The sequence below is a fragment of the Curtobacterium sp. NPDC089991 genome (genome assembly GCF_044748425.1).
GTDB lineage: Bacteria > Actinomycetota > Actinomycetes > Actinomycetales > Microbacteriaceae > Curtobacterium.
Map to the genome: position 1 here is coordinate 407,430 of NZ_JBIVGB010000003.1, position 26,307 is coordinate 433,736.

The window sequence follows — 26,307 nt, forward strand, 5'->3', positions numbered from 1 at the left end:
GAGCGCCCGCGCTCCCACTAGGCTGGTCGGCATGACAGACGGCCCGGATGCAGCACGCATCCGGGCCGTCGTCGTCGACGACGCCGTCCTGCTGCGCGAGGGCCTGGCCCGCGTGCTCGACGAAGCCGGCATCGACGTCATCGGTCAGTACGCCGACGCCCGCGCGTTCCTCGCGACGCTGCCGGACGGCGCTCCCGACGTCGTCGTCATGGACGTCCGGATGCCGCCGACCTTCACCGACGAAGGCGTCCGCGCCGCCGTCGAGACCCGCCGGATCGCCCCGCGCACCGGGGTCCTGCTCCTCTCGCAGTACGTCGAGGCCACCTACGCCGAAGACGTCCTCGCCGCCGGTGCGACGGGCATCGGCTACCTGCTCAAGGACCGCGTCACCCGGCTCGAGGAGATCGACGACGCCGTTCGTCGGATCGCGGCCGGTGGCACCGTGCTCGACCCCGAGGTCGTCACGCAGCTGATGAGCCGACGGCGCGACCCACTCGCCGCGCTCACCCCGCGCGAACGCGACGTGCTCGGCCTGATGGCCGAGGGTCGCACGAACGCGGCCATCGCCCGTGCCCTCGTCATCGGCACCGGCGCCGTCGAGAAGCACGTGTCGAGCATCTTCGGCAAGCTCGCGCTCGAGGACACCGGCGAGGACCACCGCCGCGTCCTCGCCGTGCTCGCCTACCTCGGATGAGCCGGTCCCGCGGATGAACCAGGCCCGCGGTACCGACCGGATCCCGGCTCCGCTGCTCGCCCTCACCGCGATGGTGTCCGTCCAGCTCGGGGCCGCGATCGCGAAGACCCACTTCGACGACGTCGGCGCGGTCGGGGCCGCGACGCTCCGGCTCGTCATCGGCGCGGTGGTGCTCGCGCTGGTCGTCCGTCCTCGCATCAGGCACTGGACCCGCGCGCAGTGGCTCGGCGCGGTCGGCCTCGGGCTGGCGCTCGGCGGGATGAACGTCTTCATCTACCTGTCGTTCGCGAGCATCCCGATCGGCGTCGCGGTGACGATCGAGTTCCTCGGCCCGCTCGCCCTGTCCCTCGTGCACACCCGGCGGTGGCGGGACGCGCTCTGGGCCGCCCTGGCGCTCGCCGGCGTCGTGCTGCTCGGGGTCGGCCCGAGCGCCGTGACCGAGGTCGGCGGCGTGGTCTGGGCCGTGCTCGCGGCGGCGTGCTGGGCGGGCTACATCGTGATGAACCGGCACGTCGGCGCCGCGATCCCGGGTGTCGACGGCCTGGTGGTGTCGATGGTGGTCGCGATGCTCGTGTCGCTGCCGTTCGGGCTCCCGTCCGCGGTCGACGGCGTGGCCCGCGAACCCCTGCTCCTGCTCGTCTTCGGCGCGGTCGCGGTGCTGTCGAGCGTGCTGCCCTACGCCCTCGAGATGCTGGCGCTGCGGCGGATGCCGACGCGGGTGTTCGGCGTGCTGCAGAGTCTCGGCCCGGCGATCGCCGCGCTGGCCGGTCTCGTGGTGCTCAGCGAGGGGCTGTCCGTGCTGGAGACGGTGGCGCTGGTGTGCGTCACCGCTGCGAGCGTCGGCGTCACGCTGTCCGCGCGCCGCCGACGCCGCTGAACGACCGTCTACTCGTCGCCGAGGAAGTCGGCGTACGTGGGTTCCGTGTGCTCGCCCGACAGCAGGGCCGGATCGTTGACCCGGGCCTCGACGTAGGCGCTGATGACCTCGGGCGGGGTGAGCACGTGGGCGACCCAGGACGGCACCGCTGTGTTCTTCATGGTGCCTCCTCGTCCCGGAGCGGCACTCGAACGAATGCCTCGATCAGTGAGTTACTTGCCGAACCGGTGTTCGCTAAACCATCCTCGGGGTGCGAGCAGAAGTCAACGCGCTGCGTTCTGCGGACTCCGCATCGCGCGCTCCGCCTGGTCGGCGCGCAGGGTGCGGTGCTTCACGGCGGACCGCCACACCCACGCGTCCGCCTGCTGTCCGAACTGGGCCCACTCGACCATGACGGCATCGCGGGTCCAGCTCTTCGCGAAGGCCTTCACCCGGACGTGGAATGTCGGGAACTGGATCCACGCCCAGACCGGCACGGGGGTGACGGCGTGGCAGACGTCGGGCCCGCGGGCGTCCTCTGAGAGCGAGTAGGCGCGCGGACGTTCGACCTCCGGGTGCTCCGGGGGCTGCCACCGGTTCTCGCGACGCCGTCCCACGACGGTATTCGAACGTGTGTTCGAACGGGAGTCAAGTCCGCCGCGCGCCGTGGACGGACGCCGACGTGCCGCTCGGCGTGTCGGGGAGCGGTCAGGGCTGCGCGCGCGCCGTCGATTCCCGCACGCTCAAGGTCAGTGGTGGTCCGGGCCGTGACGCCAGCGGTGCAGTGGCGTCGATCTGCGCTCGCAGGAGTGTCGCCGCGCGCTGCCCGAGCTCCACGGTGTCGCGGGTCAGCGAGGTGATGGACGGCCGGACGAGCTGGATCATCGCCGAGTCGTCGAACGACACGATCGAGACGTCGGTCGGCACGGCGACGCCCATCTCGCTCGCGACCCCGAGTCCGGCGACCGCCAGGACGTCGTTGTCGTACACGATCGCCGTCGGTCGGCTGCTGCGGGACAGCAGGGTCCGGGTCGCGCTCGCGCCGGCCTCGGCCGAGTAGTCGGTCGGGATCGACACGGCGTCCGTGAGCCCCTCGGTCGCCGCGAAGGCCCGGACGCGGCCGATCCGCATGGCGGTGTGCTCGAACTCGGGGCGCCCGGCGACGTGCGCGATGCGCCGGTGCCCGAGCGCGTGCAGGTACCGCAGGACCGTGTCGGTCGCGTCGCCGTCGTCGATCCAGACGCTCGGTGCGGAGCCCTCGGGTGAGGGGTGGGAGCCGACGACGACCGTGGGCATGCCGAGTTCGGCGAGCAGGGTGAGCCGGTCGTCGTCGCGCCGCGGGTCGATGACGACGACGCCGTCGACCCGGTGCCCGCGCCACCAGGCCCGGTAGGTCTCGAGTTCCTCGGCCGCGTCGCGTGCCACGAGCAGGTTCATCCCGACGTGGGTGCCGGCGAGCCCGAGCTGGATGCCGGAGATCAGGTCGCCGAAGAACGACTCGGTGCCGAGCGTGCGGGCCGGCCGGTTCAGCACGAAGCCGATCGAGCCGGCCTTCGCGCCGCCCAGGGCGCGCGCTGCGGTGTGCGGTTGCCAGTCGAGTTCGCGAGCGATCGCGCGGACGCGTTCGCGGGTCTCGTCGGACACGCCGGGGCGGTCGTTGAGGGCGAACGAGACCGCGCTGACGGACACGCCGGCACGCGCGGCGATGTCGGAGATCGTCGTTCGACGGTTCGTGGCCACGGGCTTGACTATAGCGTTTTAGTCCTCCATAGTCACTGCCACAAGCGGGTTCAGGGACAGGAACTGAACCGGTTCAGCACGATGACCACGCAGGATGACGAGGGAGTCAGACGCCATGAGGACCACCACACGTGCGACGAGGAGCCGCGCCGCAGCGCTGCTCGCAGGAGCTGCCGCCACGGCACTCGTCCTGACCGGCTGCTCGAGCGGCGGCAACGCGGCCGACACCGGCAGCGGGGAGATCAGCGGGTCGATCACGCTGCAGACGTGGGCGCTCACGCCGACGTACACGGGCTACCTGAACGGGGTGATCGCCGACTTCGAGAAGGCCCACCCCGACGCGAAGGTCAAGCTGCAGGACCAGCCAGGCGACGGCTACGCCGACAAGGTGCTCAGCCAGGCGTCGTCGAACTCGCTGCCCGACGTCATCAACCTGCCGCCGGACATCGCCCTGCCGCTCGCGAAGCGCGGGTTCCTGCAGGACGTCGCGAAGGACGACACGAAGCTCGCGAGCACGTACGTCGCCGGCGCGCTCGATTCCTACAAGTACAAGGGCGTCGACGGCACGTTCGGCTACCCCTGGTACCTCAACACCGACGTCGACTACTGGAACGCGACGATGTTCGCGAAGTGCGGCCTCGACGCGAAGAACCCGCCGAAGACCACCGACGAGCTGTTCACGCAGGCGAAGACCATGCACGAGAACTGCCCGGCCGACTACCTGATGAGCCGGAAGCCCGGCCTCGGCGACTTCACCCTGGCCGGCGTGAAGGTCCTCAACGCGGACGGCACGAAGTTCACCTTCGCCGACTCGTCGAAGGCCGCCGACCTGATCGAGCGCTACAAGGACGCGTACCAGGACGGCTACATGCCCTCGAACGTGCTGAACAGCGACTACCTCGGCAACTCGACGCTGTTCACGCAGCAGAAGGTCGCCTGGACCACGGGCGGCGCGACCTCGCTCGCCGACTTCGAGAAGAACAACCCGTCACTCAAGGGCAAGGTGACGGTCAGCCCGGCGCTCGACACCCCGCCGCTGTACGTGCAGGGCCTGTCGGTGTCGGCCAAGTCGAAGCACCTCGCCACCGCCGAGGCGTTCGCGAAGTTCATGACGAACGCGGAGAACCAAGAGGCGTTCGCGCACAAGGTCAACATCTTCCCGTCGACCACGTCTTCGCAGTCCGACCCGTACTTCTCGAAGGACGACGGCACCGTCAACGGCGAGGCCCGTGTCCTGGCGAACGAGGCCCTGAAGACCGCGAAGGTCCTCAACCCGGTCGAGGCGAACTCCGCGATGACGGACTTCCTCGACCAGCAGATCGCCCTCGCCATGAAGGGCCAGGTCGCGCCGGAGAAGGCGCTGCAGACGGCTCAGACCAAGATGAACAGCCTGCTGGCCAACGGCTGATGCGCGCCAACCGCTGGTTCACGCCCTGGCTGCTCGTCCTGCCGGCCCTCGTCTGGCTCGTCGCGTTCAGCCTCTGGCCGTCGATCAACACCGTCCGGCTGTCGTTCACGAACGCGAGCCCGCTGGGGGGCGTGAGCCAGTGGGTCGGGCTCGAGAACTTCGAGACCCTGCTCGCCGATCCGCAGGTGTGGGAGGCGCTGCTCAACAGCGTCATCTACATGGCGATCTGCCTGCCCCTGCTGACCGTGCTGCCGCTGCTCATCGCGGTGCTCGTCCAGCAGAAGCTGCCGGGGATCGCGTTCTTCCGCACGGCGTTCTACACGCCGGTCATCGCGTCGGCCGTGGTCGTCGGGCTCATCTGGACCTGGATCCTCGACGACCGCGGCGTCATCAACGAGATGGCGCAGGCGCTCGGCGTCGTGCAGGGCAGCGTCCCGTTCCTGACCGACCGGTGGCTGCTGCTCCTCAGCGCGATCAGCCTGACGGTCTGGAAGGGCCTCGGCTACTACATGATCATCTTCCTCGCGGCTCTCGGGAACGTCGGCAAGGACCTGCACGAAGCGGCCGCCCTCGACGGCGCCGGGTCGGTGCGCCGGTTCTGGTCGGTCACCATGCCGGGGGTCCGGGGCACCATGACGCTCGTCGGGATCCTGGTGTGCGTCTCCGCGCTCCGGGTGTTCAGCGAGCTCTACATCCTCACCAACGGCACCGGTGGACCCGGCGGGCAGGACAACTCGCTCGTCATGCTCATCCAGCAGTACGCCCGCGGCTTCACCGGCAACCTCGGCTACGCGTCCGCCCTGAGCCTCCTGCTCTTCGTCGTGACGCTGATCCCGATGCTCGCCCTCGCGCGGATGAACAGCAAGGCGGACAAGTGACGAACACGACGACCACCGAACCCGCCCTGGGCGGGGCGCGCGGTGCAGCCAGCCCGACGCCGGACGTGACCGGCGCGACGGACGCGGGACGGGCCTCCCGGCCGAACGGACGAGACGGACGAGACGGACGAGGCGGACGAGGCGGACGAGGCGGACGCAAGCGCCGTCGCGCGGTCTGGGGTGTCATGTCCACCCGCGAGAAGGTCGTGCGCTACGTCCTGCTCATCGTGGTGCTCTTCATCACGATCGGCCCGTTCCTGTGGCAGCTGTCCACCTCGCTCAAGGGCGCCGGCGAGGACATCTACACCGCGAACCCGTCGTTCATCCCGACCGAGCCGACCATCGAGAACTACCTCAAGGTGGCCGCCGCGATCCCGGTCTGGCGCTACATCGGCAACTCCCTGCTCGTCGCCGCGATCGACGTGTTCGGCAACATCGTCTTCGCGACGCTCGCCGGCTTCGCCCTGGCGCGGCTGCAGTGGCGGCACCGCAAGCTCGTGCTCGGACTGTTCCTCGCGACCCTCGTCCTGCCCGGCGAGGCGACGATCATCTCGCAGTTCGTCACCGTCAAGGACCTCGGCCTCGCCGACAACCTGGTCGGCGTCGCCCTGCCCGGCATGATCGCCGCACTCAACGTGCTGCTCATGTTCAACGCGTTCCGGCAGATCCCCGAGGAGATCGACCAGGCCGCGGTGATGGACGGTGCGAACGCGATGCAGCGGCTGCGGTACATCTCGCTGCCCGCCGTGCAGGGGACCATCGCCGTCATCGCGATCTTCTCGTTCATCGGGGCGTGGGACGACTTCCTGTGGCCGCTCATCGTGCTGCAGTCGCCGGAGAACCTCACCCTGACCGTCGGGTTGCAGTACCTGCAGGGCACGTTCGCGACCGACCAGCGCATGATCGCCGCCGGCACCATGATCGCGTTCATCCCGATCGCCGTGATCTTCGCCGTCCTGCAGCGGTTCTTCTTCAAGGGCGTCGAAGAGGGCGGTGTGAAGGGCTGATGCGCTTCGGGGTCAACTACACGCCCTCGGTCGGCTGGTTCCACTCGTGGCTCGACTTCTCACCGTCGGACACCGCCAGGGACCTCGAGGCGATCGCCTCGCTCGGCGCCGACCACGTGCGGATCTTCCCGCTCTGGCCGGTGGTGCAGCCGAACCGCACCCTCATCCGGGCGTCGGCACTGCAGGACGTCGCGACGGTCGTGGACATCGCCGGCTCGTTCGGACTCGACGTCAACGTCGACGCGCTGCAGGGGCACCTGTCGAGCTTCGACTTCGTGCCGTCGTGGCTGGACAGCTGGCACCGTCGGAACATGTTCACCGACCCGGACGTCGTCGCGTCGACCGCGGCGTACGTCCGGGCGCTCGCCGCAGCGGTCGCGGACAAGCCGAACCTGCTCGGCATCACCATCGGCAACGAGGTGAACCAGTTCGCGCACGCGCCGCACCCCGCCCCGCACGACATCACGGCGGAGCAGGGGCACGCGTGGGCGGCGGCGATGGTCGCCGCGGCGCGGTCCGGGCTCGCGTCCGGTCCGCCCGGTTCGGCAGGTTCGGCAGGTTCGTCCGGCCTGGAGGCCCGGGTCGACTCGTCCGCGTCGGCTCCGTCCGGCAGTGGGTCGCGTCCACGGCCGCTGGTCACCGTCGCGCAGTACGACGCGGCCTGGTACGACGACGCGCAGCCGTTCGGACCGGAGCACGCGGCGGACCACGGTGACGCCACCGTCACGCACTCGTGGGTGTTCAACGGCTCGGCGGCCCTGCACGGCGCACTCGGACCGGGATCGGTGCGGCACGGCGAGTACCTGCTCCAGCTCGCCGCCGCGTGGAACCGCGACCCCGCACGGCCGAACTGGCTGCAGGAAGTCGGGGCGCCCACCAACGTCGTCGCCCCGGAGGACGCCGCCTCGTTCACCGAGCAGACCATCCGGCACGTGCTCGGGGCGCAGGAGGTGCTCGGTGTCACGTGGTGGTGCTCGCACGACGTCGCCAGGTCGCTCGCCGACTTCCCGGAGCTCGAGTACGACCTCGGGCTCTTCACCAACGACGGCCGGATCAAGCCCGCCGGCGAGGCCTTCGCGGCCGTCGCACGGTCCGGCGCCACCGACACCGCTGCTGCGCCGCCGGCCACGGCGCTCGTGCTCGACGACGTGCTGCCCGACGGCTCGGACCGACACGGGATGCGTGCCGACTGCGCCCCCGGCGGACGGTTCGCCGCCGCCTGGCTCGCGGTCGCGTCGGCGGAACCGGACGGTCGCGGCCCGCAGGTCGTCCTGCGGTCTCGGCTCGGCGACACCGGGATGCTCGCCGCCCGTGGCATCGACCGCTGCGCCGACGTGCCCGCCGAGCTCGACTCCACCTCCATCCGCGTCGCGCACCCCGCGACCACGCGCTGACCCGCGCCCACGCCCCGACCCTGGAAGCCCCCATGCACGACGACATCCCCCTCACCACCGGACGGGCCCGCCGGGTCCTCGACGAGCGCATCACGCCGGCGGTGCACGCCACCGCCGTGCCGTTGGAGACCGCGTGGCACGAGCTGCCCGGTGAGCCCGTCCCGCCGACCGAGGGCCTGCAGCTCACCTTCGAACCGTACGAGGTCGGCACGCCCTGGGGTGCGGCCTGGGGGACGACGTGGTTCCGGCTGACCGGGACCGTGCCGGCCGAGTGGGCCGGTCGCCGGGTCGAGGCCGTGATCGACCTCGGGTTCGACAAGAACATGCCCGGGTTCCAGTGCGAGGGGCTCGTCTACCTGGCCGACGGCACGCCGGTGAAGTCGATCAACCCGCGCAACCAGTGGGTGCTGCTGACGGAACGGGCCGAGGGTGGGGAGACGATCGAGCTCTTCGTCGAGGCCGCGTCGAACCCCGTCCTGCTCGACTACCACCCCTTCCTCGTCACGCACGAGGGCGACATCCAGACCTCGTCGTCGAAGCGGCTGTACACCTCGCGCCGGATGGACCTCGCCGTCTTCGAGTCCGAGGTGCACGAACTCGCGCTCGACATCGACGTCCTGCTCGAACTGCAGGCCGAGCTGCCCGAGGGGCCACGACGGATGCGGATCCTGCAGGCCCTCGACGACGCGTTGGACCGGCTCGACCTGCAGCACATCCCGGAGACCGCCGGGGACGCCCGTGCGGCGCTCGCCGAGGTGCTCGCCGCTCCCGCCGAGGCCTCCGCGCACACGATCTCGGCCGTCGGGCACGCCCACATCGACTCCGCGTGGCTCTGGCCCGTCCGCGAGACGATCCGCAAGGTCGCCCGCACCACGTCGACCATGACCGAGCTCATCGACCAGACCGACGACTTCCTGTACGGCATGTCGAGCGCGCAGCAGTACGCCTGGATCAAGGAACACCGCCCCGAGGTCTACGCCCGGGTGCAGGCCGCCGTCGAGGCCGGTCGGTTCCTGCCGATCGGCGGCATGTGGGTCGAGTCCGACACCGTGATGCCGACCGGTGAGAGCATCGTCCGCCAGTTCTCGCAGGGGCAGCGGTTCTTCGAGCGCGAGTTCGGCATCCGACCCAAGGGCGTCTGGCTGCCGGACAGCTTCGGGTACTCGCCGGCGCTGCCGCAGCTCATGCGCCGTGCGGGCTTCGAGTGGTTCTTCACGCAGAAGATCTCGTGGAACCAGGTCAACAAGTTCCCGCACCACACGTTCCTGTGGGAGGGCATCGACGGCTCACGGGTGTTCTCGCACTTCCCGTCGATGGACACCTACAACTCGCGCCTGTCCGGCAGCGAGGTCGCGAAGGCCTCCCGCCAGTTCCGTGAGAACCGGCTTGCCACGGGCTCGATCGCACCGGTCGGCTGGGGCGATGGCGGCGGCGGCACGACCCGCGAGATGACCGGCACGGCTTCACGCCTCGCCGACCTCGAGGGCAGCGCGAAGGTCCGGTGGGAGCACCCGGACACGTTCTTCGACCGCGCGAAGGCCGAACTGCCGGACCCGCCGGTGTGGGTGGGGGAGCTGTACCTCGAGCTGCACCGCGCCACCCTGACCAGCCAGCACGGCACCAAGCAGGGCAACCGCCGGTGCGAACAGCTCCTCATCGAGGCCGAGCTCTGGGCCACGACCGCCGCCGCACGCAGCGACTTCGCCTACCCGTACGACGAGCTCGACGCCCTGTGGCAGCAGGTGCTGCTCCAGCAGTTCCACGACATCCTGCCGGGCACCTCGATCGCCTGGGTGCACCGCGAAGCCGAGGCGAAGTACGCCGAGACGGCCGCGGCGCTGACCGCGATCATCGGCCAGGCGCTCTCGGCGCTCGCCGGTACCGGGCAGGCAGCCGTCGTCGTGAACCCGGCCCCGTTCCTCCAGGCCGGCGCACCCGCGCAGGGCGCGGTCCTGGCGACCGACGTGGCGGAACCGACCGCTGTCACGCTGACGGAGCAGGACGGCGGGTACGTGCTGACGAACGAGCTGGTGCGCGTCACGGTCACCGATCAGGGACTCGTCACGAGCGCCGTCGACCTGGCCAGCGGGCGCGAGGCGATCGCCGCCGGGCAGGCCGCGAACCTGCTGCAGCTGCACCAGGACTTCCCGAACATGTGGGACGCGTGGGACGTCGACCGGTACTACCGGAACCGGGTCGAGGACCTGGCGGACGTCTCGTCGCTCGAGGCCTCGGTCGACGACGCCGGTGTCGCCCGGGTCGTCGTGTCCCGGTCCTTCGGCGACTCGACCGTGCGGCAGGAGATCGTCCTCGCACCGGACTCCCGCACGCTCGAGTTCGACCAGACGACCGACTGGCACGAGACCGAGAAGTTCCTCAAGGTCGCGTTCCCGCTCGACGTCCGCGCCGAGCACACTGTCGCCGAGACGCAGTTCGGGGCGCAGAAGCGGGTGACCCACACGAACACCTCGTGGGAGGCCGCGAAGTTCGAGACGTCGATGCACCGCTACGTGCTGGTGTCCGAGCCGGGCTTCGGCGTCGCGCTCGTGAACGACTCGATCCACGGGTTCGACACCACCCGCGACGCCGTCGACGGGCACGTCACCACCACCGTGCGGCTGTCCCTGCTGCGCGCACCGCGGTTCCCCGACCCTGAGACCGACCAGGGCGTGCAGACACACCGGTACGGGATCGTCATCGGGACCGACCAGCTCGGGGCCACCGCGGCGGGCGTCCGGATGAACGCCGGCGCGCGGACCCTCATCGGGGCGCACGGGTTCGCGCCGCTCGTGCGGGTGTCCGGCGGGGTCGTGCTGTCGAGCGTCAAGCTCGCCGACGACCGCTCCGGCGACCTGGTCGTGCGGGTGTACGAGCCGGTGGGGCGGCGGGGGACCGGCGGGATCGAGGTCGACGGGCCGTTCGGACCGGCTGCCGAGGTCACCCTGCTCGAAGAGCCGTTGACCGACACGGATGCGTCGTCGTTCGCCGTCGACGCGTACGAGGTGCGGACCTTCCGGTTCCCGCGCGTCTGAGACCCCGGTCGGCGACCGCCGGCCGGTTCATCACTCGAAGAGGAGTGTCATGAAGAAGTCCATGAAGTTCGGGATCGTGGCGGCAATCGCCGCGATGGTGGCGGCGCCACTGGTGCCGTCAGCCGCGACCGCAGCACCGACCGCTGCTGCAGCCGCCGCCGGCACTGCCGCCGCGACGAAGTCGGGGCCGACGAGCATCGCCTACGTCGAGGTCAACAACGACCAGCTCGCGAACGTCGGCCGCTACACGCTGTCCGGCGGTGCGAACGCCTTCGACGTCGCGATCATCTTCGCGGCGAACATCAACTGGAACGGCTCCAAGGCGGTTCTGGTCAACAACGACAAGGTGCAGGCGACCCTCGACAACGCCGCCACGCAGATCAAGCCGCTGCAGGCGAAGGGCATCAAGGTGTCGCTGTCGGTCCTCGGCAACCACCAGGGTGCGGGCATCGCCAACTTCCCGACCCAGGCCGCGGCGTCGGACTTCGCGTCCCAGATCGCCGCCACCGTGTCGAAGTACGGACTCGACGGCGTCGACCTCGACGACGAGTACTCCGATTACGGCGCGAACGGCACCCCGCAGCCGAACCAGCAGTCGATCGGCTGGCTCATCACCGCGCTGCGTGCCCAGATGCCCGGCAAGCTCATCTCGTTCTACGACATCGGCCCGGCCTCGTCCTCGCTGTCGTCGTCGAGCAGCACCGTCGGCTCGAAGCTCGACTACGCCTGGAACCCCTACTACGGCACGTACTCGGCGCCGTCGATCCCGGGGCTCGGCAAGGACCGGTTGTCCGCTGCGGCGGTGGACATCCAGAACACCTCGCAGTCGACGGCGGTGTCGCTCGCGCAGCGCACGAAGGCGGACGGGTACGGCGTCTTCATGACGTACAACCTGCCGGGAGGTGACAAGTCCGCCTACGTCTCCGCCCTGACGCAGAAGCTCTACGGTCAGGCCGCGACGTACCGCTGACGCGTTCGCGCTGACGGCAGCTCGCGCCCCGTGCTCCCCGGTTCCGGCCTGGAAACACGGGGCGCGTCCGTCGTCCACGTCCCGCTGGCTCCGAGGAGGCACCAGTTCCTCCTCGCGCTTGACGGTTCCGGTTCGCAGATCCCGGTGATCGTGAACCGGAACCGTCACGGACCGAGATCGGAACCCGGTCCGGCGCGCTCGACGACGCGGCCGTACGATCGCGACATGGAGCTCGAGTTCCGCGGTGAGGTGATCGAGTGGCGCGGCCCGTCACCGTTCTTCTTCGCCGTCGTGCCGCCGGACGTCGCCGAGGTCATCGCCGACCTCGCGCCGATGCTCACCTACGGCTGGGGTGTGATCCCTGCCCGGGTGACGATCGGCGCCGTGACCTGGACCACCTCGTTGTTCCCGAAGGACGGCGGGTACCTCGTGCCGTTGCGTGCGGCGGAGCGCAAGCGTGCCCGGGTGGAACTCGGCGACGCCCCGCAGATCACGCTCGAACTCGGCAGTCCCTGACGACGCACGGTGCGCGCGTGTTCGCCTCGTGCGACGTTGATCGCTCGGTGCGCCGGAACAACCTCGCACCGAGCGTGTAACCGCGCACCAGCTGAAGCAAGAGAGGGGATGACGGGAATCGAACCCGCGTGGCCAGTTTGGAAGACTGGGGCTCTACCATTGAGCTACATCCCCGCGCTGCGCACGTGTCGCAGCCCGACCATCGTAGCGGACGAACGAGTACCGGACGAACGAGCACGACATGCCAGGGCGCGTCATCCCCAAGCCGGACGCCGGCGCCGAGCGCACGATCCGCTGGTCGCGCGTGGTCTCCTACGCGCTGGTGGTCCTCGCCGCGATCGTGTTCTCGATGCGCCCGGAGCTGTTCGGCGATCCGCAGTCGCAGCCCGCGCACGCCCTGCTGCACGTGTGGCGGATCGTCGTCGGCATCGTGCTCGCGATCACGGCGCTCGGGGTCCAGGTGGTGGTCGGCGTGTGGTGGCGCAACGGCCTGCGACGCGCCGCAGCGGACGAGTGACGTCCCTCCCGGGAACCGCGCACCGGGGGACCGCTAGACTCATCGGCGTCGCATGCGCCCTTCGGCGCGCGCGGACACCCTGGCCCAGTCAAACGGGGCGTAGCTCAGCTTGGTAGAGCGCCCGCTTTGGGAGCGGGAGGTCGCAGGTTCAACTCCTGTCGCCCCGACCAGGTCCTCGAGAACCATCGACCACACGAACGTCAACCAACAGGAGAACATCCCGTGGCCACCAGCACCGTCGACAAGGTGAGCGACACCCGCGTCAAGCTCACCGTGAACGTGACGCCGGAAGATCTCAAGCCGAGCATCGACCACGCGTACAAGCACATCGCCGAGCAGATCAACATCCCCGGCTTCCGCAAGGGCAAGGTCCCGCCGGCGATCGTCGACCAGCGCGTCGGCCGTGGCGAGGTCCTGAACCACGCCGTCGGTGACGCCATCGACAACTTCTACCGCCAGGCGGTCGAAGAGCAGGAGCTGCGCATCCTCGGCCGTGCCGAGGCCGACGTCGCCGAACTGCCGAACCTCGCCGACTTCGCGGGCGACCTCGTCCTCACCTTCGAGGTCGACGTCCGCCCCGAGTTCGACCTGCCGGACTACTCCGCGTACGAGCTCACCGTCGACGCCGTCGAGGTGTCGGACGACGAGATCGAAGAGGAGCTGCAGAACCTGCGCACCCGCTTCGGCACGCTCGTGACCGTCGACTGTCCGGCGAAGACCGGCGACTTCGCGCAGATCGACCTGACCGCCAGCATCGGCGACGACGAGGTCGACTCGGCCACCGGCGTCTCCTACGAGATCGGCTCCGGCGACCTGCTCGAGGGCATCGACGAGGCGCTCGAGTCCCTGACCGCCGGCGAGTCGACGAACTTCGAGTCGAAGCTCGTCGGTGGCGACCGCGAGGGCGAGACCGCCCAGATCGCCGTCACCGTCACCGCCGTCAAGGAGCGCGAGCTCCCCGAGGCCGACGACGAGTTCGCCCAGATCGCCAGCCAGTTCGACACGATCGACGAGCTCAAGGCGGACCTGAAGGAGCAGATCGCGAAGTCCAAGACCTTCGGTCAGGGCGCCGCGGCTCGCGACAAGCTCGTCGAGAAGCTCATCGAGGACGTCAACATCCCGATCTCGGAGCAGCTCATCGAGGACGAGGTGCACCGTCACCTCGAGCAGGAGAACCGCCTCGAGGACGACGAGCACCGCAAGGAGGTCTCCGAGTCCAGCGAGAAGGCCTTCCGCTCGCAGATCCTCCTCGACTCCATCGCCGAGAAGGAGGAGATCCAGGTCTCCCAGGAGGAACTGACCCAGTACCTCATCCAGGCTGCTGCGCAGTACGGCATGGAGCCGGCCGAGTTCATCAAGGTCATCGACCAGAACGGCCAGATCCCGGGCATGGTCGGCGAGGTCGCCCGCTCGAAGGCAGTCGCGACCGTCCTGTCGAAGGTGACCGTCAAGGACACCAACGGCGACGCAGTCGACCTGTCCGCCTTCACGGCGGGCGTCGCGCAGGCCCCTGCTGAGGACGCCGAGTAACGAACTCGACGCCACCAGCGATACAGACGGGAGGCACGGTGCCAGCTGGCACCGTGCCTCCCGTCTCGTGTTTTCCGCACCACCGCATTGCTGTCGGCGAACACACGCGAAGTGGTGCGTTGCAACCGATAAGTTCGACAACAAGCGACAACTGAACGGGAGCTTTTCCATGGCCGAAGCAACACTGAACCCCAGTGTTTTTGACCGCCTTCTGAGAGACCGGATCGTGTGGCTCGGCTCCGAGGTCCGCGACGACAACTCGAACGAGATCGCAGCCAAGCTGCTGCTGCTCGCCGCCGAGGACCCTGAGAAGGACATCTACCTCTACATCAACTCGCCCGGTGGCTCGATCACCGCCGGCATGGCGATCTACGACACGATGCAGTTCGTCCCGAACGACATCGTGACCGTGGGCATCGGCCTGGCAGCGTCGATGGGACAGTTCCTGCTGTCCTCCGGCACGCCGGGCAAGCGCTACATCACGCCGAACGCCCGCGTCCTGCTGCACCAGCCGTCCGGCGGGTTCGGCGGCACCGCTGCCGACATCCAGACGCAGGCCAAGGTCATCCTCGACATGAAGCAGCGCATGGCGGAGCTCACGGCCGAGCAGACCGGCAAGTCGATCGAGCAGGTCCTCAAGGACAACGACCGCGACAACTGGTTCAGCGCGCAGGAAGCCCTCGAGTACGGCTTCGTCGACCACCTGCGTGCCTCGTCGGCCGAGGTCGTCGGCGGTGGTGGCACCGTCGGTGACGGCGCGACGCCGACCGCGGCTGCCGACCCCGACGCCCAGTCCTGACCCCCACCGAAGAAAAGGAAACGAGAATGCATCTCCCAATGCTCGGTGGCGCGCAGAACGTCCCGGCTCCCTCTGATCGGTACATCCTGCCGAGCTTCGAGGAGCGCACGGCCTACGGTTACAAGCGCCAGGACCCGTACGCGAAGCTCTTCGAGGACCGCATCGTGTTCCTCGGTGTCCAGGTCGACGACGCGTCGGCTGACGACGTCATGGCCCAGCTGCTCGTGCTCGAGTCGATGGACCCCGACCGCGACATCGTCATGTACATCAACTCGCCCGGTGGCTCGTTCACCGCGATGACGGCGATCTACGACACGATGCAGTACATCCGTCCGCAGATCCAGACGGTCTGCCTCGGTCAGGCCGCCTCGGCCGCGTCGGTGCTCCTCGCCGGTGGCACGCCGGGCAAGCGTCTGGCCCTGCCGAACGCCCGCGTGCTCATCCACCAGCCTGCTGTCCAGCAGGGTGGCGGACAGGCGTCGGACATCGAGATCCAGGCGGCGGAGATCCTCCGCATGCGCACCTGGCTCGAGGAGACGCTGTCGAAGCACTCCAACAAGACGCCGGCGGAGATCAACCACGACATCGAGCGCGACAAGATCATGTCCGCGCAGGAAGCCGTGGAGTACGGCCTGATCGACCAGGTCCTCACCAGCCGCAAGAACCTGCCGGCGCTCGTCAAGTAGCACCGTAGGCCGCTTCGGCGCCGACGAAGGGCGGTCGAGGTTCCAAGATCTTGGAATCTCGACCGCCCTTTCGACGTGCCGTGGAACCTCGGCGGACCTGAGCGGCGAGTCGTGGAACCTGGGTGCGCCGGCTCGCCAGCACACCGGCCTGGAGGCGCGGCGCGGGTCCGCCCCGTCGGCTCAGTCTTCGGTGTCGTCCGTCTCGGGCGCGGGGCGGCGCCGCAGGAGCAGCAGGACCGCGACGACCGCGGCGACGAGGACGACGCCTCCGGCGCCGATCCAGAGCGCGTCGGTCGCGGCCGAGTCGGTGTCACCCGAGGCGGTGCCGGTGGTGGCGGCCTCGGTGGAGTCGTCTCCCGCGGTGGCGCAGGTGGGCGGCGTGGTGGACCCCGAGGCCGCGGAGAAGCCGGACGGGGCCTTCCACGTGAAGGCGTACTCGTCGGAGACGGTGTGGCCGTCGGCGGAGACGATCTGCCACTCGACGGTGTACTTCCCCGAGTCGCCGAGTGCGGCGGGCGTGGTCATCGAGGGGCCGTCGATGTCGACGCAGCCGTCCTCGTAGTACTTCCCGTCCGGACCCACGACCCGGAAGGCGAACCCCGACCCGGAGTCGCCGATGTCGAGCAGCTTGTCGTTCGTGGTGATCTCGAACGCCTTCGGCAGGCTCGTGAGCGTGCCGCCGACCTCCGGGGTGGACGCGATCAGGTAGTTGTGCGCGCTGGCGGGACCCGCGAGCCCGAGGACCGCACCGCCCGCGATCGCGACGGCCGCGGCGGACCCGGCCACGAGCCTCCAGGCAGAGGACCGCAGCCGAGTCCGACGCGAGCCGCGCTGCGTCACTTGGTGGAGCTCCGACGACGCGTGCCGGCGACGGCGACGACCAAGGCGACGGCGCCGAGCACCAGACCGCCCAGGCCGAGGAAGCGGCCGACCAGGTCGGGGTCCGCGGGGGTCGTCGAGCCGGCTGCGGCCTCGGCGGTCGGGGTGGCGGCGACCGGGTCACCGTCGTCGTCCGTGGCCTCGGCCGCGGTCAGCGTGATCGAGGGGGCCGGGTGCTCGGGCTCGGCCTCGCCGGCCTGCTGCTCCTGGTTCCACTCGACCGAGCCCTTCTCGCAGGTCTGGATCGCGGGGAACTCGACGAGGTCGCCGGCCTTGCCGTCCGGCAGCGAGAAGGAGAGGGCGAAGGTGTCGCGCTCGTCGGCGGGGAGCGGGGTCTTCGCGGTGTAGGTGATGCTCGTGACGCGCTCGGCGGCATCCTCGGCGTGCTCACCGTCGGCCGCGGCCGAGGGGCTCGTGTACGGCTCGGTCGCCTTCGTGATCTTCCAGTTCGGGTTCACGGTGGGGGTGACCTCGATGACGGACTCCGGCACCTGGAACTCGATCTTCGTGGTGGGGGAGCCGTCGCAGCCGTGCGGGACCGAGAAGGTCGCCGTGGTGTACGAGTTCGCGGCGGTCGAGGTGGCCGTCGCGGACACGTGCGCGCTGGCTGCGCCGGCGGTGCCGAGGACGATGACGGCCACGGCGCCGAGGGTGACGGCGCCGCCGGCGGCGAGACGCTTCTGCATGGGGATCCTTCGATGGTCGGGACGGTGTTTCTACAACTTGTAGAGAAGACTGGATCACGGTAGCAGGCCCGAACGCCCTGGGCGAACGCGCGCGCGAAATCCCGCGGCGCCGCACGGTCGGTGTCACCGGTTGCGGTTAGGCTCGTGTCCACGACGAGGTGCCCACCAGCAGCGGTGCACCAGCGGCCGGTGCGAGTGCGCGGGCCGGCACGTCCAACCAGGGAGGCACGGCAATGGCACGCATCGGAGAGAGCGGGGACCTCCTCAAGTGCTCCTTCTGCGGCAAGAGCCAGAAGCAGGTCCAGCAGTTGATCGCCGGTCCGGGTGTCTACATCTGCGACGAGTGCGTCGAGCTGTGCAACGAGATCATCGAGGAGCGTCTGGCAGAAGCCGGCGAGGACACCTCGAGCGGTGACTTCGAACTGCCGAAGCCGCGCGAGATCTTCGACTTCCTGCAGGAGTACGTCATCGGGCAGGACCCGGCGAAGCGCGCCCTCGCCGTGGCCGTCTACAACCACTACAAGCGCATCCGTGCGCAGGGGCAGATCACCGCTGCCGAAGACCGCGACGACATCGAGATCGCGAAGTCGAACATCCTGCTCATCGGCCCGACCGGCTGCGGCAAGACCTACCTGGCGCAGACCCTGGCGAAGCGCCTCAACGTGCCGTTCGCCGTTGCCGACGCCACCGCCCTGACCGAGGCCGGCTACGTCGGTGAAGACGTCGAGAACATCCTGCTCAAGCTGATCCAGGCCGCCGACTACGACGTCAAGCGCGCCGAGACCGGCATCATCTACATCGACGAGGTCGACAAGATCGCCCGCAAGGCCGAGAACCCGTCGATCACGCGCGACGTCTCCGGCGAAGGCGTGCAGCAGGCGCTGCTCAAGATCCTCGAGGGCACCGTCGCGTCGGTCCCGCCGCAGGGTGGTCGCAAGCACCCGCACCAGGAGTTCATCCAGATCGACACGACGAACGTCCTGTTCATCGTGGCCGGTGCGTTCGCCGGACTCGAGGACATCGTGTCCTCGCGCGTCGGCAAGCGGGGGATCGGCTTCGGGGCGCCGCTGCACAGTGCGACCGACCACCAGGACCTGTACTCCGAGGTCCTGCCGGAAGACCTGCACAAGTTCGGCCTGATCCCCGAGTTCATCGGTCGTCTGCCCGTCGTCACCACGGTGTCGCAGCTCGACCAGGCCGCCCTCATGCAGATCCTGACCGAGCCGAAGAACGCGCTGATCAAGCAGTACCAGCGGATGTTCCAGATCGACGGCGTCGAGCTCGAGTTCGACCAGGGCGCGCTCGAGGCGATCGCCGACCTGGCTGTGCTGCGCCAGACCGGTGCCCGTGGCCTGCGCGCCATCCTCGAAGAGGTCCTCGGCCCGGTGATGTTCGACGTCCCGTCCGACGACGACGTCGCCCGCGTGGTGATCACCCGCGAGTCCGTGCTCGAGAACGCAGCGCCGACCATCGTGCCCCGGCCGCGGGCGAAGCGCGTCGAGAAGTCGGCGTAGCGCTCCGCTCGCTCCGAAGCCCCGCACCGGATCGGTGCGGGGCTTCGTCGTGGTGGGGCGGTCGGCACGGCCCGCGGGTCGACGCCTGGTTCTTCCCATGACGGCTGCGATGGAAAGTGAGATCGGGCGTACCTGGTCGGAAGTTCCGATCAGGTACGCCCGATTCGACGCGGTACGCCCGGTCCCCGCAGGGGACCTCCCGCGCGCAGCGCCCTACTCGAGGCCGCGGCGACGCAGCAGCGGGCCGACCTCGGCGTCGCGGCCGCGGAAGTCGCGGTACGCCTCGAGCGGGTCCTTCGAGCCACCGACGCCCAGCAGTCGTTCCGCGAAGCGTCGACCGGCTGCACGGTCCAGCCCGCCGTTGTCGCGGAACCACTCGACCGTGTCGGCGTCGAGCACCTCGGACCAGATGTAGCCGTAGTACCCGGCGTCGTACCCGCCCGAGAACGTGTGCGCGAAGTACGTCGACGAGTAGCGCGGGGGCACGGCCTCGACGGCGATGCCGGCGGCGGCGAGGGCGTTCCGCTCGAAGTCCTCGACGGACGTGACCGCAGCGGCGTCGGCGGAGGACAGCCGGTGCCACGCCTGGTCGAGCAACGCCGCGGCCAGGTACTCCGTCGTGCCGAAGCCCTCGTTGAAGCCCTCGGACTCGCTCAGGCCCAGGACGAGCTCGGGCGGCAGCGGGGCACCGGTCTCGTGGTGCTTCGCGTAGTTCGCCAGGACCGACGGCCACGACACCCACATCTCGTTCACCTGGCTCGGGAACTCGACGAAGTCGCGCTCGACGTTCGTGCCCGAGAACCGGGGGTACGTGGTGCGGGCGATGAGGCCGTGCAGCGCGTGGCCGAACTCGTGGAAGAGCGTCTCGACCTCGTCCTGGATGAGCAGCGTCGGCGACCCGGGCGCCGGCTTCGCGACGTTGAGGTTGTTCACCACGACGGGCAGCGTGCCGAGCAGCTCGGACTGCTCGACCACGGGGTTCATCCAAGCGCCGCCGCGCTTGCCGTCGCGCGTGTACAGGTCGAGCAGGTAGAGCCCGACCGGTTCGTCGTCCTCGCCGGTGACCTCGAAGACACGGACCTCGTCGTTGTAGCCGTGCAGGTCCGGGCGCTCGGTGAAGGTCAGGCCGTAGAGGGCACCCGCGGCGTGGAAGACACCGTCGCGCAGAACCCGGTCGGCCTCGAAGTACGGTCGGAGCGCGGAGCTGTCCGCGGCGAACTGCTCGCCGCGCAGGATCTCGGTGGCGTACGCCCAGTCCCACGACTCGATGTCGAACCCGACCGTGCGGGACCGGACGGCCCGCTCGTCGTCGGCGTTCCGTGCCGCAGCGCCGACGAGCGACGACAGCAGGCCGTCGACGGCTTCGGGGGTCTTCGCCGTCTCGTCGGCGGTGACGACGGCGGCGTGGTTCGGGAACCCGAGCAGTTCGGCGCGCTCGGCACGGAGCCGCACGATGCGCAGCAGGACCTCGCGGTTGTCGTACTGGTTGCCGCGGCGGCCGCGAGCGAGCGAGGCGTGCATGATGCGCTCGCGCAGGTCGCGGTTCGCGAGCGACGGCAGCCACGGGTGGCCGGTGTAGAGCGGCAGGGTGATGAGCCAGCCCTCGAGGCCGCGGTCCGCAGCGGAACCGGCAGCGGCGGACTTCGCGCCGTCGTCGAGCCCCTCGAGCTCGGCTTCGTTGGTCACGTGCACGGCGGAGTCGTTGGTGTCCTCGAGCAGGTTGCGCTCGAAGGTGGTGGTGAGCGTGGACAGCTCCTGGTTGATCGCGGTCAGGCGCTCCTTGCCGGCGTCGTCGAGCCCGGCGCCCGCCAGGGTCATCTCGGCGTGGGTGCGCTCGACCAGGCGGAGCGCTTCGCCCTCCAGCCCGGCGGCTGCGGCGCCGTCGAGCACGGACTGCACGCGGGCGTAGAGCCGGGAGTCCAGCGTGATCGCGTCGCGGTGGGCGGCGAGCAACGGCGAGACCTCGGCCTCGAGGTCGTGCAGCTCCGGCGTCGAGTCCGCCGACGACAGCGTGAAGAACACGTGGCTGACACGGGTCAGCAGCTGCCCGGAGCGCTCGAGGGCGATGAGGGTGTTCTCGACCGTCGGTGCGTGCGGATCGGTGGCGATGGCCTCGACCTCGGCGCGCTGCTCGGCCATGCCGGCCTCGAAGGCCGGTCGGTAGTGCTCGAGTCGCACGTCGCCGAAGGGCGGCAGGGCGTAGGGGAGGGTGCTCGGGACGTCGAACGGGGTTGCCATGGCAACCACCCTACGGACGTCGCGCCGCGACGGGGCGGACGGGAGGCCCGTGGCGGCCTGGCCCCGCGCCTCCCCCCACCGGCACGGCCGTCGCGCCGCTGGCGCGTCGCACCGGAACCGGCGGCGTGGGCCCAGTCCGCCCTGTGGTCGCGTTCCTTCCCATCGCGACCGGACTGGAAAGCGGAATCGGGCGTACCTGGTCGGAAGAACCGACCAGGTACGCCCGGAACGACCGGGTACGCCCGGAACGACCAGGTCAGCGGGACGGCCCCGTCGCGGCCTCGATCAGCGTCGACGCGGCACGGCGGGCGTGCGCTGCAGGTTCCGTGGTGCCGGCGATGGCAGCAGTGGTCTGCGCGCCCTCGGCGAGCAGGGCGAGCTGTGCGGCGAGTTCCTCGGCACGGTCCGGATCGGCGACGACCTCGGCGGTGAGCTCCTGCACGAACCGCTGGAACGAGTCCTTGTGGTCGCGGGCGATCTCGGCGACCGCGGGCGAGGTCGCGCCGAGCTCGCCGAAGGCGTTGATGAACCCGCAGCCGCGGAACGTGTCGTCGCCGAACCACGACTCGAGGAAGTCGTACACGGCGAGCAGCTTGTCGCGCGGGGTCGTGGCCGCCTCGACCGCGCCGTGCACGCCGCGCTCCCACAGGTCGTGCCGCCCGGACAGGACGGCCGCGATGAGCTGCTCCTTGCCGGGGAACGCCGCGTAGAGCTTCTTCAGCGAGACGCCTGCGCCCGTGCGGATCTCGTCCATGCCGACGGACTGGATGCCGCGCGCGTAGAACAGCTGGTCGGCGACGTCCACGATGTGTGCGCGGACGCCGGCGTCGACCGTGCTGATGGTGCTGGTTGCCATGACGTACCCCGTTCGCTGCGTGTTCACCGTTCCCGAGTTGCGCCGGGAACGATCGTTCTCTAGTGTAAGGCACATCGACGGAGAACGGACGTTCTCCGCGAGGCTCAGGGAAGGAAACGATCATGGGTGCCATCACCGTCGGAACCGAGAACAGCGTCGACATCGAACTCCACTACGAGGACAAGGGAACCGGACAGCCGATCGTGCTGATCCACGGCTTCCCCCTCGACGGCAACTCGTGGGAGGGTCAGACCCCGGCCCTGCTCGAGGCCGGCTACCGCGTGATCACGTACGACCGCCGCGGCTTCGGGCAGTCCTCACAGCCGAGCACCGGCTACGACTACGACACCTTCGCCGACGACCTGCACACCGTCCTCGAGACCCTCGACCTGCGCGACGTGATCCTGGTCGGCTTCTCGATGGGCACCGGCGAGATCGCCCGCTACATCGGCCGCCACGGACAGGACCGCATCGCGAAGGTCGCGTTCCTCGCCTCGCTCGAGCCCTTCCTGGCCATCACCGACGACAACCCCGACGGCGCCGGCCCGATGTCGTTCTTCGAGGGCATCGCCGCCGACGTCAAGAAGGACCGGTACGCGTACTTCACGAACTTCTACCAGGACTTCTTCAACCTGTCGGAGAACCTCGGCTCGCGCATCTCGGAAGAGGCCGTCCGCAACGCCTGGAACATCGCCGCCGGCTCGGGTGCGATCGCGTCCGCCGCAGCACCGCTGACCTGGCCGACCGACTTCCGTCAGGACATCCCCAAGGTCACCGTCCCGGCGCTCATCGTGCACGGCACGGCGGACAACATCCTGCCGATCGACGCCACCGGTCGCCGCTTCACCAAGGCCCTGCCGGCCGCGAAGTACGTCGAGATCGAGGGTGCCCCGCACGGCCTGCTCACCACGCACACCGCCGAGGTGAACGAGGTCCTGCTCACCTGGCTCGCCGAGTAGCCGCTCGCATCGTGAGCAGAAATGGTCGGGTTCCCACCGGGGACCCGACCATTTCTGCTCACCGAGCGAACGCGCCCCGCGTCAGTCCTCTTCCGCGGCGTCGTCGGGGTTCGTGACCTGGGCGCGCCCGGCATCGTCGAGGTGGATCGAGGTGCCGTCGTCGAGCTCGACGATCGGCTTGCCCTCGAGGAAGGTCAGGGTCCAGCCCCAGGTCCCCGTGTCGACCGACTCGGCCGCCAGTTCGTCCTCGACCCCGCGCACGGCGACGACCATCGCCTCGGGCAGTCGCGCAGGCGGCTCCCCACCCACGCTCCATCGTGTGCCCAACTGCATCCGTGCCTCCTGTCCGGTGGTGGACGGGCCGGGTCGCCGACGCGACCCGGCCCGGACGACCGACGTTACGCCTGCTGTTCCGCCAGCTCGATCTCGGTGACGGCGAGCTCGTCGCCGTCGACGAACGACAGGTTCTCGATGCGGCCGACGGCCGCCAGGTCGACCGCCGCGCGCTCGATGAGCGCCCGCGTCTCGGTCGGCGCGGCGACGACGGCACGCGTGACAGGCGTCTTCTGGGACGCCTTCGCCGACGTCTTCGCGCCGCGGATCCCGATGAGCGCCTGTCCGACGGCCGCGAGCAGCCCGGTGGGGGCCGCGTCGGTGGGCAGGTCAGCAGCGGTCGGCCAGGAGGCCCGGTGCACGCTGGTCTCGTGGGTCCAGGCCCACACCTCTTCCGTCGCGTACGGGAGGAACGGTGCCAGCAGTCGGAGCAGCACGTCGATCGCGCCGCGCAGCGCCAGGACGGCGCTCGCCTGGGTCTCGTGCGTCGCGTCGGCCGCCGTGCCGTAGGCACGCTCCTTCACGAGCTCGAGGTAGTCGTCGCAGAAGGTCCAGAAGAACCGCTCCGTGATCTCGAGCGCGCGGGCGTGGTCGAAGCCGTCGAACGCGGCGGTGGCCTGCTCGACGACCGCACCGAGCTCGGCGAGCATGTCGACGTCGAGTGCCTCGGTCACGCTCGTGGCGCCCTCGGGCAGCGGGAAGCCGTAGACGAACTTGGCGGCGTTCAGGACCTTGATGGCCAGACGACGGCCGACCTTGATCTGCTTCGGGTTCTGCGGGTCGAACGCCGCATCGGTGCCGAGCTTGGACGAGGCCGCCCAGTAGCGGACCGCGTCGGCACCGTGCTGCTCGAGGATCGACAGCGGCGTGACGACGTTGCCCTTCGACTTCGACATCTTCTTGCGGTCGGGGTCGACGATGAAGCCGGAGATGCTCGCGTGCTTCCACGGCACGGTGTCCGCTTCGAGCTGGCTGCGGAGCACCGTCGTGAAGAGCCACGTGCGGATGATGTCCTGCGCCTGCGGGCGGACGTCGTACGGGTACACCAGGTCGTACAGCGCCGGGTCGGTCTCCCACTTGCCCGCGAGCTGCGGGGTGAGCGACGAGGTGGCCCAGGTGTCCATGACGTCGAGCTCGCCCTGGAACCCGCCGGCCACGCCGCGCTGGTCCTCGGAGTAGCCGGGTGCCGGGTCCGACGACGGGTCGACGGGCAGCTGCGCCTCGGTCGGGACGATCGGCTGGTCGAACACCGGGTTGCCGTCGGCGTCGAGCGGGTACCAGACCGGGATCGGCACGCCGAAGAAGCGCTGGCGCGAGATGAGCCAGTCGCCGGACAGGCCACCGACCCAGTTGTCGTAGCGGACGCGCATGAAGTCGGGGTGGAACGCGATCTCCTCGCCGCGGGCGCGGAGCGTCGTCTTCAGGGCGTCGTCGCGGGCGCCGTTGACGATGTACCACTGGCGGGTCGAGACGATCTCGAGGGGCTTGTCGCCCTTCTCGAAGAACTTCACCGGGTGGTTGATCGTCTTGACGTCGCCGACGAGCTCGCCGGACTCGGTCAGGGCGTCCACGACGACCTTCTTCGCCGAGAACACGGTCTTGCCGGCCATCTCGGCGTAGAGGGCTTTGCCGCTCGCCGACTCGATCCACGCGGGCTCGTCGGAACGGACGCGGCCGTCGAAGCCGAGGATCGCGCGGTTCGGTAGCTGCAGCTCGCGCCACCAGACCACGTCGGTGGTGTCGCCGAAGGTGCAGACCATCGCGATGCCGGCACCCTTGTCCTTCTGCGCCAGGTGGTGTGCGAGCACCGGGACCTCGACGTCGAACAGGGGGGAGCGGACCGTGGTGCCGAACAGGTCCTGGAACCGCTCGTCGTCCGGGTGCGCGACGAGGGCGACGCACGCCGGCAGCAGCTCGGGACGGGTCGTCTGGATCACGACGTCGTCGCCGCCGTCCGCACGGTGGAACGCGATGCCGTGGTACGCGCCGGGCATCTCCTTGTCCTCGAGCTCGGCCTGCGCGACCGCGGTGCGGAACGTGACGTCCCACAGGGTCGGGGCGTCGGCCTGGTAGGCCTCGCCGCGCGCGAGGTTGCGGAGGAAGGCACGCTGCGCGCTCGCCCGCGAGGTGTCGTCGATGGTGCGGTACGACTGCGTCCAGTCCACCGACAGGCCGAGGGTGCGGAAGAGCTCCTCGAACTGCTGCTCGTCCTGCACGGTCAGCTGGTCGCACAGCGCGATGAAGTTGCGGCGCGAGATCGGCAGCTGGTCGGCGGCCTTCGACGACTTGCCGTCGCCGCCCTCGAACGGCGGCGTGAAGTCGGGGTCGTAGGGGAGGGTCGGGTCGCAGCGGACGCCGTAGTAGTTCTGCACGCGGCGCTCGGTCGGCAGGCCGTTGTCGTCCCAGCCCATCGGGTAGAAGACGTGCTTGCCCCGCATGCGCTCGAACCGCGCCTTGAGGTCGGCGTGCGTGTACGAGAAGACGTGCCCGATGTGCAGCGACCCGGAGGCGGTCGGCGGCGGGGTGTCGATCGAGTAGACGGCGTCGCGGTGGCCGGCGGCGTCACGGTCGAAGCGGTAGGTGCCGTCCTGCTCCCAGACCGGCCCCCAGACCTGCTCGAGTCCGTCGACGCTGGGCTTCTCGGGCATGGGCTTGGTCATGGCTGCGCCTTCCGTGCGTGTGTGCGGCACCGAGTCCGTGATGAGGTGCCTGAGTGTCCACGCCTGGTGCGTGGTGTCCCAAGGTTACCCGGTGCCGGAGACCCGGAGTCGACCGCGGGAATGCTGGATGGGGAATTCTTTCGGCGGAAATACGC

Annotated in this window: 24 protein-coding genes and 2 tRNA genes; 16 read left to right on the top strand and 10 right to left on the bottom strand. The window is 69.7% G+C overall.

The window, feature by feature from the left end:
• Positions 1–31 precede the first annotated feature (31 nt).
• Both ACIPV1_RS11240 and ACIPV1_RS11245 read left to right on the top strand, forming a co-directional pair.
• On the top strand, positions 32–694 hold the full coding sequence (locus tag ACIPV1_RS11240) for a response regulator transcription factor (protein WP_111084503.1): 663 nt from the start codon (positions 32–34) through the stop codon (positions 692–694).
• A gap of 13 nt (positions 695–707) precedes the next feature.
• Positions 708–1,571 carry an EamA family transporter gene (locus ACIPV1_RS11245; protein WP_402726375.1) on the top strand — a complete coding sequence of 288 codons (864 nt, stop codon included), beginning with the start codon at positions 708–710 and terminating at the stop codon, positions 1,569–1,571.
• A gap of 8 nt (positions 1,572–1,579) precedes the next feature.
• Here the strand turns inward: ACIPV1_RS11245 and ACIPV1_RS11250 are convergent, their stop codons facing one another.
• The 3 genes from ACIPV1_RS11250 to ACIPV1_RS11260 form a co-directional block, all read right to left on the bottom strand.
• Complete coding sequence (locus tag ACIPV1_RS11250) at positions 1,580–1,732, bottom strand: hypothetical protein (RefSeq protein ID WP_159572741.1); 153 nt, start codon at positions 1,730–1,732, stop codon at positions 1,580–1,582.
• Between the two features lie 102 nt (positions 1,733–1,834).
• The gene (locus ACIPV1_RS11255) at positions 1,835–2,167 is read right to left on the bottom strand and encodes a hypothetical protein (RefSeq protein ID WP_123293983.1); all 333 of its coding nucleotides are present in this window, start codon (positions 2,165–2,167) and stop codon (positions 1,835–1,837) included.
• A gap of 91 nt (positions 2,168–2,258) precedes the next feature.
• Positions 2,259–3,290, bottom strand: coding sequence for a LacI family DNA-binding transcriptional regulator (locus ACIPV1_RS11260; RefSeq protein WP_123938866.1), 1,032 nt, complete (start codon positions 3,288–3,290; stop codon positions 2,259–2,261).
• Positions 3,291–3,405: 115 nt separating this feature from the next.
• On the opposite strand from ACIPV1_RS11260, the gene ACIPV1_RS11265 reads away from it, so the two are divergent.
• From ACIPV1_RS11265 to ACIPV1_RS11295, 7 genes are all read left to right on the top strand, one after another.
• Positions 3,406–4,698: an ABC transporter substrate-binding protein gene (locus ACIPV1_RS11265; RefSeq protein WP_123938865.1), complete on the top strand. Its 1,293-nt coding sequence runs from the start codon at positions 3,406–3,408 to the stop codon at positions 4,696–4,698.
• Positions 4,698–5,576 (top strand): carbohydrate ABC transporter permease, encoded by an 879-nt coding sequence (locus tag ACIPV1_RS11270; RefSeq protein WP_131878500.1) that lies wholly within the window; start codon positions 4,698–4,700, stop codon positions 5,574–5,576. Before ACIPV1_RS11265 ends, ACIPV1_RS11270 begins: the two co-directional genes overlap by 1 nt.
• 185 nt (positions 5,577–5,761) lie before the next feature.
• On the top strand, positions 5,762–6,583 hold the full coding sequence (locus ACIPV1_RS11275) for a carbohydrate ABC transporter permease (RefSeq protein WP_123294190.1): 822 nt from the start codon (positions 5,762–5,764) through the stop codon (positions 6,581–6,583).
• Positions 6,583–7,977 carry a cellulase family glycosylhydrolase gene (locus ACIPV1_RS11280; RefSeq protein WP_123293980.1) on the top strand — a complete coding sequence of 465 codons (1,395 nt, stop codon included), beginning with the start codon at positions 6,583–6,585 and terminating at the stop codon, positions 7,975–7,977. The genes ACIPV1_RS11275 and ACIPV1_RS11280 overlap by 1 nt, the downstream gene beginning before the upstream one ends.
• Before the next feature lie 32 nt (positions 7,978–8,009).
• Positions 8,010–11,009, top strand: a complete 3,000-nt coding sequence (locus ACIPV1_RS11285) for an alpha-mannosidase (protein WP_402726376.1) — start codon at positions 8,010–8,012, stop codon at positions 11,007–11,009.
• A gap of 49 nt (positions 11,010–11,058) precedes the next feature.
• Positions 11,059–11,979, top strand: a complete 921-nt coding sequence (locus tag ACIPV1_RS11290) for an endo-beta-N-acetylglucosaminidase H (RefSeq protein ID WP_402726377.1) — start codon at positions 11,059–11,061, stop codon at positions 11,977–11,979.
• 225 nt (positions 11,980–12,204) lie between these two features.
• On the top strand, positions 12,205–12,495 hold the full coding sequence (locus ACIPV1_RS11295; protein ID WP_123938861.1) for a DUF1905 domain-containing protein: 291 nt from the start codon (positions 12,205–12,207) through the stop codon (positions 12,493–12,495).
• A gap of 103 nt (positions 12,496–12,598) precedes the next feature.
• On the opposite strand, the gene ACIPV1_RS11300 is transcribed toward ACIPV1_RS11295, so the two are convergent.
• Positions 12,599–12,669 (bottom strand) — tRNA-Gly (locus tag ACIPV1_RS11300).
• Between the two features lie 67 nt (positions 12,670–12,736).
• On the opposite strand from ACIPV1_RS11300, the gene ACIPV1_RS11305 reads away from it, so the two are divergent.
• The 5 genes from ACIPV1_RS11305 (at position 12,737) to ACIPV1_RS11325 (ending at position 16,027) form a co-directional block, all read left to right on the top strand.
• On the top strand, positions 12,737–13,012 hold the full coding sequence (locus ACIPV1_RS11305) for a hypothetical protein (protein ID WP_402726378.1): 276 nt from the start codon (positions 12,737–12,739) through the stop codon (positions 13,010–13,012).
• A gap of 93 nt (positions 13,013–13,105) precedes the next feature.
• Positions 13,106–13,182: transfer RNA gene (locus tag ACIPV1_RS11310), tRNA-Pro, on the top strand.
• A gap of 52 nt (positions 13,183–13,234) precedes the next feature.
• Positions 13,235–14,542, top strand: a complete 1,308-nt coding sequence (tig, locus tag ACIPV1_RS11315; RefSeq protein ID WP_402726379.1) for a trigger factor — start codon at positions 13,235–13,237, stop codon at positions 14,540–14,542.
• A gap of 169 nt (positions 14,543–14,711) precedes the next feature.
• A complete protein-coding gene (locus ACIPV1_RS11320; protein WP_111084515.1) occupies positions 14,712–15,341 on the top strand; it encodes an ATP-dependent Clp protease proteolytic subunit in 630 nt (209 codons plus the stop codon).
• Positions 15,342–15,367: 26 nt separating this feature from the next.
• Entirely contained in the window at positions 15,368–16,027 is a 660-nt protein-coding gene (locus tag ACIPV1_RS11325) for an ATP-dependent Clp protease proteolytic subunit (RefSeq protein ID WP_111075987.1), read from the top strand.
• Between the two features lie 180 nt (positions 16,028–16,207).
• On the opposite strand, the gene ACIPV1_RS11330 is transcribed toward ACIPV1_RS11325, so the two are convergent.
• Both ACIPV1_RS11330 and ACIPV1_RS11335 read right to left on the bottom strand, forming a co-directional pair.
• The gene (locus tag ACIPV1_RS11330) at positions 16,208–16,813 is read right to left on the bottom strand and encodes a copper resistance CopC family protein (RefSeq protein ID WP_185094262.1); all 606 of its coding nucleotides are present in this window, start codon (positions 16,811–16,813) and stop codon (positions 16,208–16,210) included.
• A 50-nt stretch (positions 16,814–16,863) separates the two neighbouring features.
• Positions 16,864–17,592 carry a YcnI family protein gene (locus tag ACIPV1_RS11335; protein WP_123938858.1) on the bottom strand — a complete coding sequence of 243 codons (729 nt, stop codon included), beginning with the start codon at positions 17,590–17,592 and terminating at the stop codon, positions 16,864–16,866.
• 233 nt (positions 17,593–17,825) lie between these two features.
• Between ACIPV1_RS11335 and clpX the strand changes: the two genes are divergently transcribed.
• Entirely contained in the window at positions 17,826–19,106 is a 1,281-nt protein-coding gene (gene clpX / locus ACIPV1_RS11340; protein WP_111084519.1) for an ATP-dependent Clp protease ATP-binding subunit ClpX, read from the top strand.
• Positions 19,107–19,319: 213 nt separating this feature from the next.
• Here clpX and ACIPV1_RS11345 read toward each other — a convergent pair whose 3' ends face one another.
• On the bottom strand, positions 19,320–21,344 hold the full coding sequence (locus ACIPV1_RS11345; RefSeq protein WP_402726380.1) for a M3 family metallopeptidase: 2,025 nt from the start codon (positions 21,342–21,344) through the stop codon (positions 19,320–19,322).
• 256 nt (positions 21,345–21,600) lie between these two features.
• On the bottom strand, positions 21,601–22,200 hold the full coding sequence (locus ACIPV1_RS11350) for a TetR/AcrR family transcriptional regulator (protein WP_123938856.1): 600 nt from the start codon (positions 22,198–22,200) through the stop codon (positions 21,601–21,603).
• A gap of 122 nt (positions 22,201–22,322) precedes the next feature.
• Between ACIPV1_RS11350 and ACIPV1_RS11355 the strand changes: the two genes are divergently transcribed.
• Positions 22,323–23,159: an alpha/beta fold hydrolase gene (locus ACIPV1_RS11355; RefSeq protein WP_123938855.1), complete on the top strand. Its 837-nt coding sequence runs from the start codon at positions 22,323–22,325 to the stop codon at positions 23,157–23,159.
• Positions 23,160–23,240: 81 nt separating this feature from the next.
• On the opposite strand, the gene ACIPV1_RS11360 is transcribed toward ACIPV1_RS11355, so the two are convergent.
• Both ACIPV1_RS11360 and valS read right to left on the bottom strand, forming a co-directional pair.
• Complete coding sequence (locus ACIPV1_RS11360) at positions 23,241–23,492, bottom strand: hypothetical protein (protein ID WP_123938854.1); 252 nt, start codon at positions 23,490–23,492, stop codon at positions 23,241–23,243.
• Between the two features lie 65 nt (positions 23,493–23,557).
• Positions 23,558–26,152 carry a valine--tRNA ligase gene (valS, locus tag ACIPV1_RS11365; RefSeq protein WP_402726381.1) on the bottom strand — a complete coding sequence of 865 codons (2,595 nt, stop codon included), beginning with the start codon at positions 26,150–26,152 and terminating at the stop codon, positions 23,558–23,560.
• Positions 26,153–26,307: the final 155 nt, after the last annotated feature.

Excerpts from the sequence above, each read along its gene's own strand:
- ACIPV1_RS11325 (WP_111075987.1), top strand. The coding sequence starts at position 15,368 with ATGCATCTCCCAATGCTCGGTGGCGCGCAGAACGTCCCGGCTCCCTCT.
- ACIPV1_RS11295 (WP_123938861.1), top strand. The coding sequence starts at position 12,205 with ATGGAGCTCGAGTTCCGCGGTGAGGTGATCGAGTGGCGCGGCCCGTCA.
- ACIPV1_RS11245 (WP_402726375.1), top strand. The coding sequence starts at position 708 with ATGAACCAGGCCCGCGGTACCGACCGGATCCCGGCTCCGCTGCTCGCC.
- ACIPV1_RS11265 (WP_123938865.1), top strand. The coding sequence starts at position 3,406 with ATGAGGACCACCACACGTGCGACGAGGAGCCGCGCCGCAGCGCTGCTC.
- ACIPV1_RS11360 (WP_123938854.1), bottom strand. The coding sequence starts at position 23,492 with ATGCAGTTGGGCACACGATGGAGCGTGGGTGGGGAGCCGCCTGCGCGA.
- ACIPV1_RS11345 (WP_402726380.1), bottom strand. The coding sequence starts at position 21,344 with ATGGCAACCCCGTTCGACGTCCCGAGCACCCTCCCCTACGCCCTGCCG.
- ACIPV1_RS11240 (WP_111084503.1), top strand. The coding sequence starts at position 32 with ATGACAGACGGCCCGGATGCAGCACGCATCCGGGCCGTCGTCGTCGAC.
- ACIPV1_RS11335 (WP_123938858.1), bottom strand. The coding sequence starts at position 17,592 with ATGCAGAAGCGTCTCGCCGCCGGCGGCGCCGTCACCCTCGGCGCCGTG.
- valS (WP_402726381.1), bottom strand. The coding sequence starts at position 26,152 with ATGACCAAGCCCATGCCCGAGAAGCCCAGCGTCGACGGACTCGAGCAG.
- ACIPV1_RS11250 (WP_159572741.1), bottom strand. The coding sequence starts at position 1,732 with ATGAAGAACACAGCGGTGCCGTCCTGGGTCGCCCACGTGCTCACCCCG.
- ACIPV1_RS11290 (WP_402726377.1), top strand. The coding sequence starts at position 11,059 with ATGAAGAAGTCCATGAAGTTCGGGATCGTGGCGGCAATCGCCGCGATG.
- ACIPV1_RS11280 (WP_123293980.1), top strand. The coding sequence starts at position 6,583 with ATGCGCTTCGGGGTCAACTACACGCCCTCGGTCGGCTGGTTCCACTCG.
- ACIPV1_RS11275 (WP_123294190.1), top strand. The coding sequence starts at position 5,762 with ATGTCCACCCGCGAGAAGGTCGTGCGCTACGTCCTGCTCATCGTGGTG.
- clpX (WP_111084519.1), top strand. The coding sequence starts at position 17,826 with ATGGCACGCATCGGAGAGAGCGGGGACCTCCTCAAGTGCTCCTTCTGC.
- ACIPV1_RS11355 (WP_123938855.1), top strand. The coding sequence starts at position 22,323 with ATGGGTGCCATCACCGTCGGAACCGAGAACAGCGTCGACATCGAACTC.
- ACIPV1_RS11305 (WP_402726378.1), top strand. The coding sequence starts at position 12,737 with ATGCCAGGGCGCGTCATCCCCAAGCCGGACGCCGGCGCCGAGCGCACG.
- ACIPV1_RS11270 (WP_131878500.1), top strand. The coding sequence starts at position 4,698 with ATGCGCGCCAACCGCTGGTTCACGCCCTGGCTGCTCGTCCTGCCGGCC.
- ACIPV1_RS11350 (WP_123938856.1), bottom strand. The coding sequence starts at position 22,200 with ATGGCAACCAGCACCATCAGCACGGTCGACGCCGGCGTCCGCGCACAC.
- ACIPV1_RS11285 (WP_402726376.1), top strand. The coding sequence starts at position 8,010 with ATGCACGACGACATCCCCCTCACCACCGGACGGGCCCGCCGGGTCCTC.
- ACIPV1_RS11320 (WP_111084515.1), top strand. The coding sequence starts at position 14,712 with ATGGCCGAAGCAACACTGAACCCCAGTGTTTTTGACCGCCTTCTGAGA.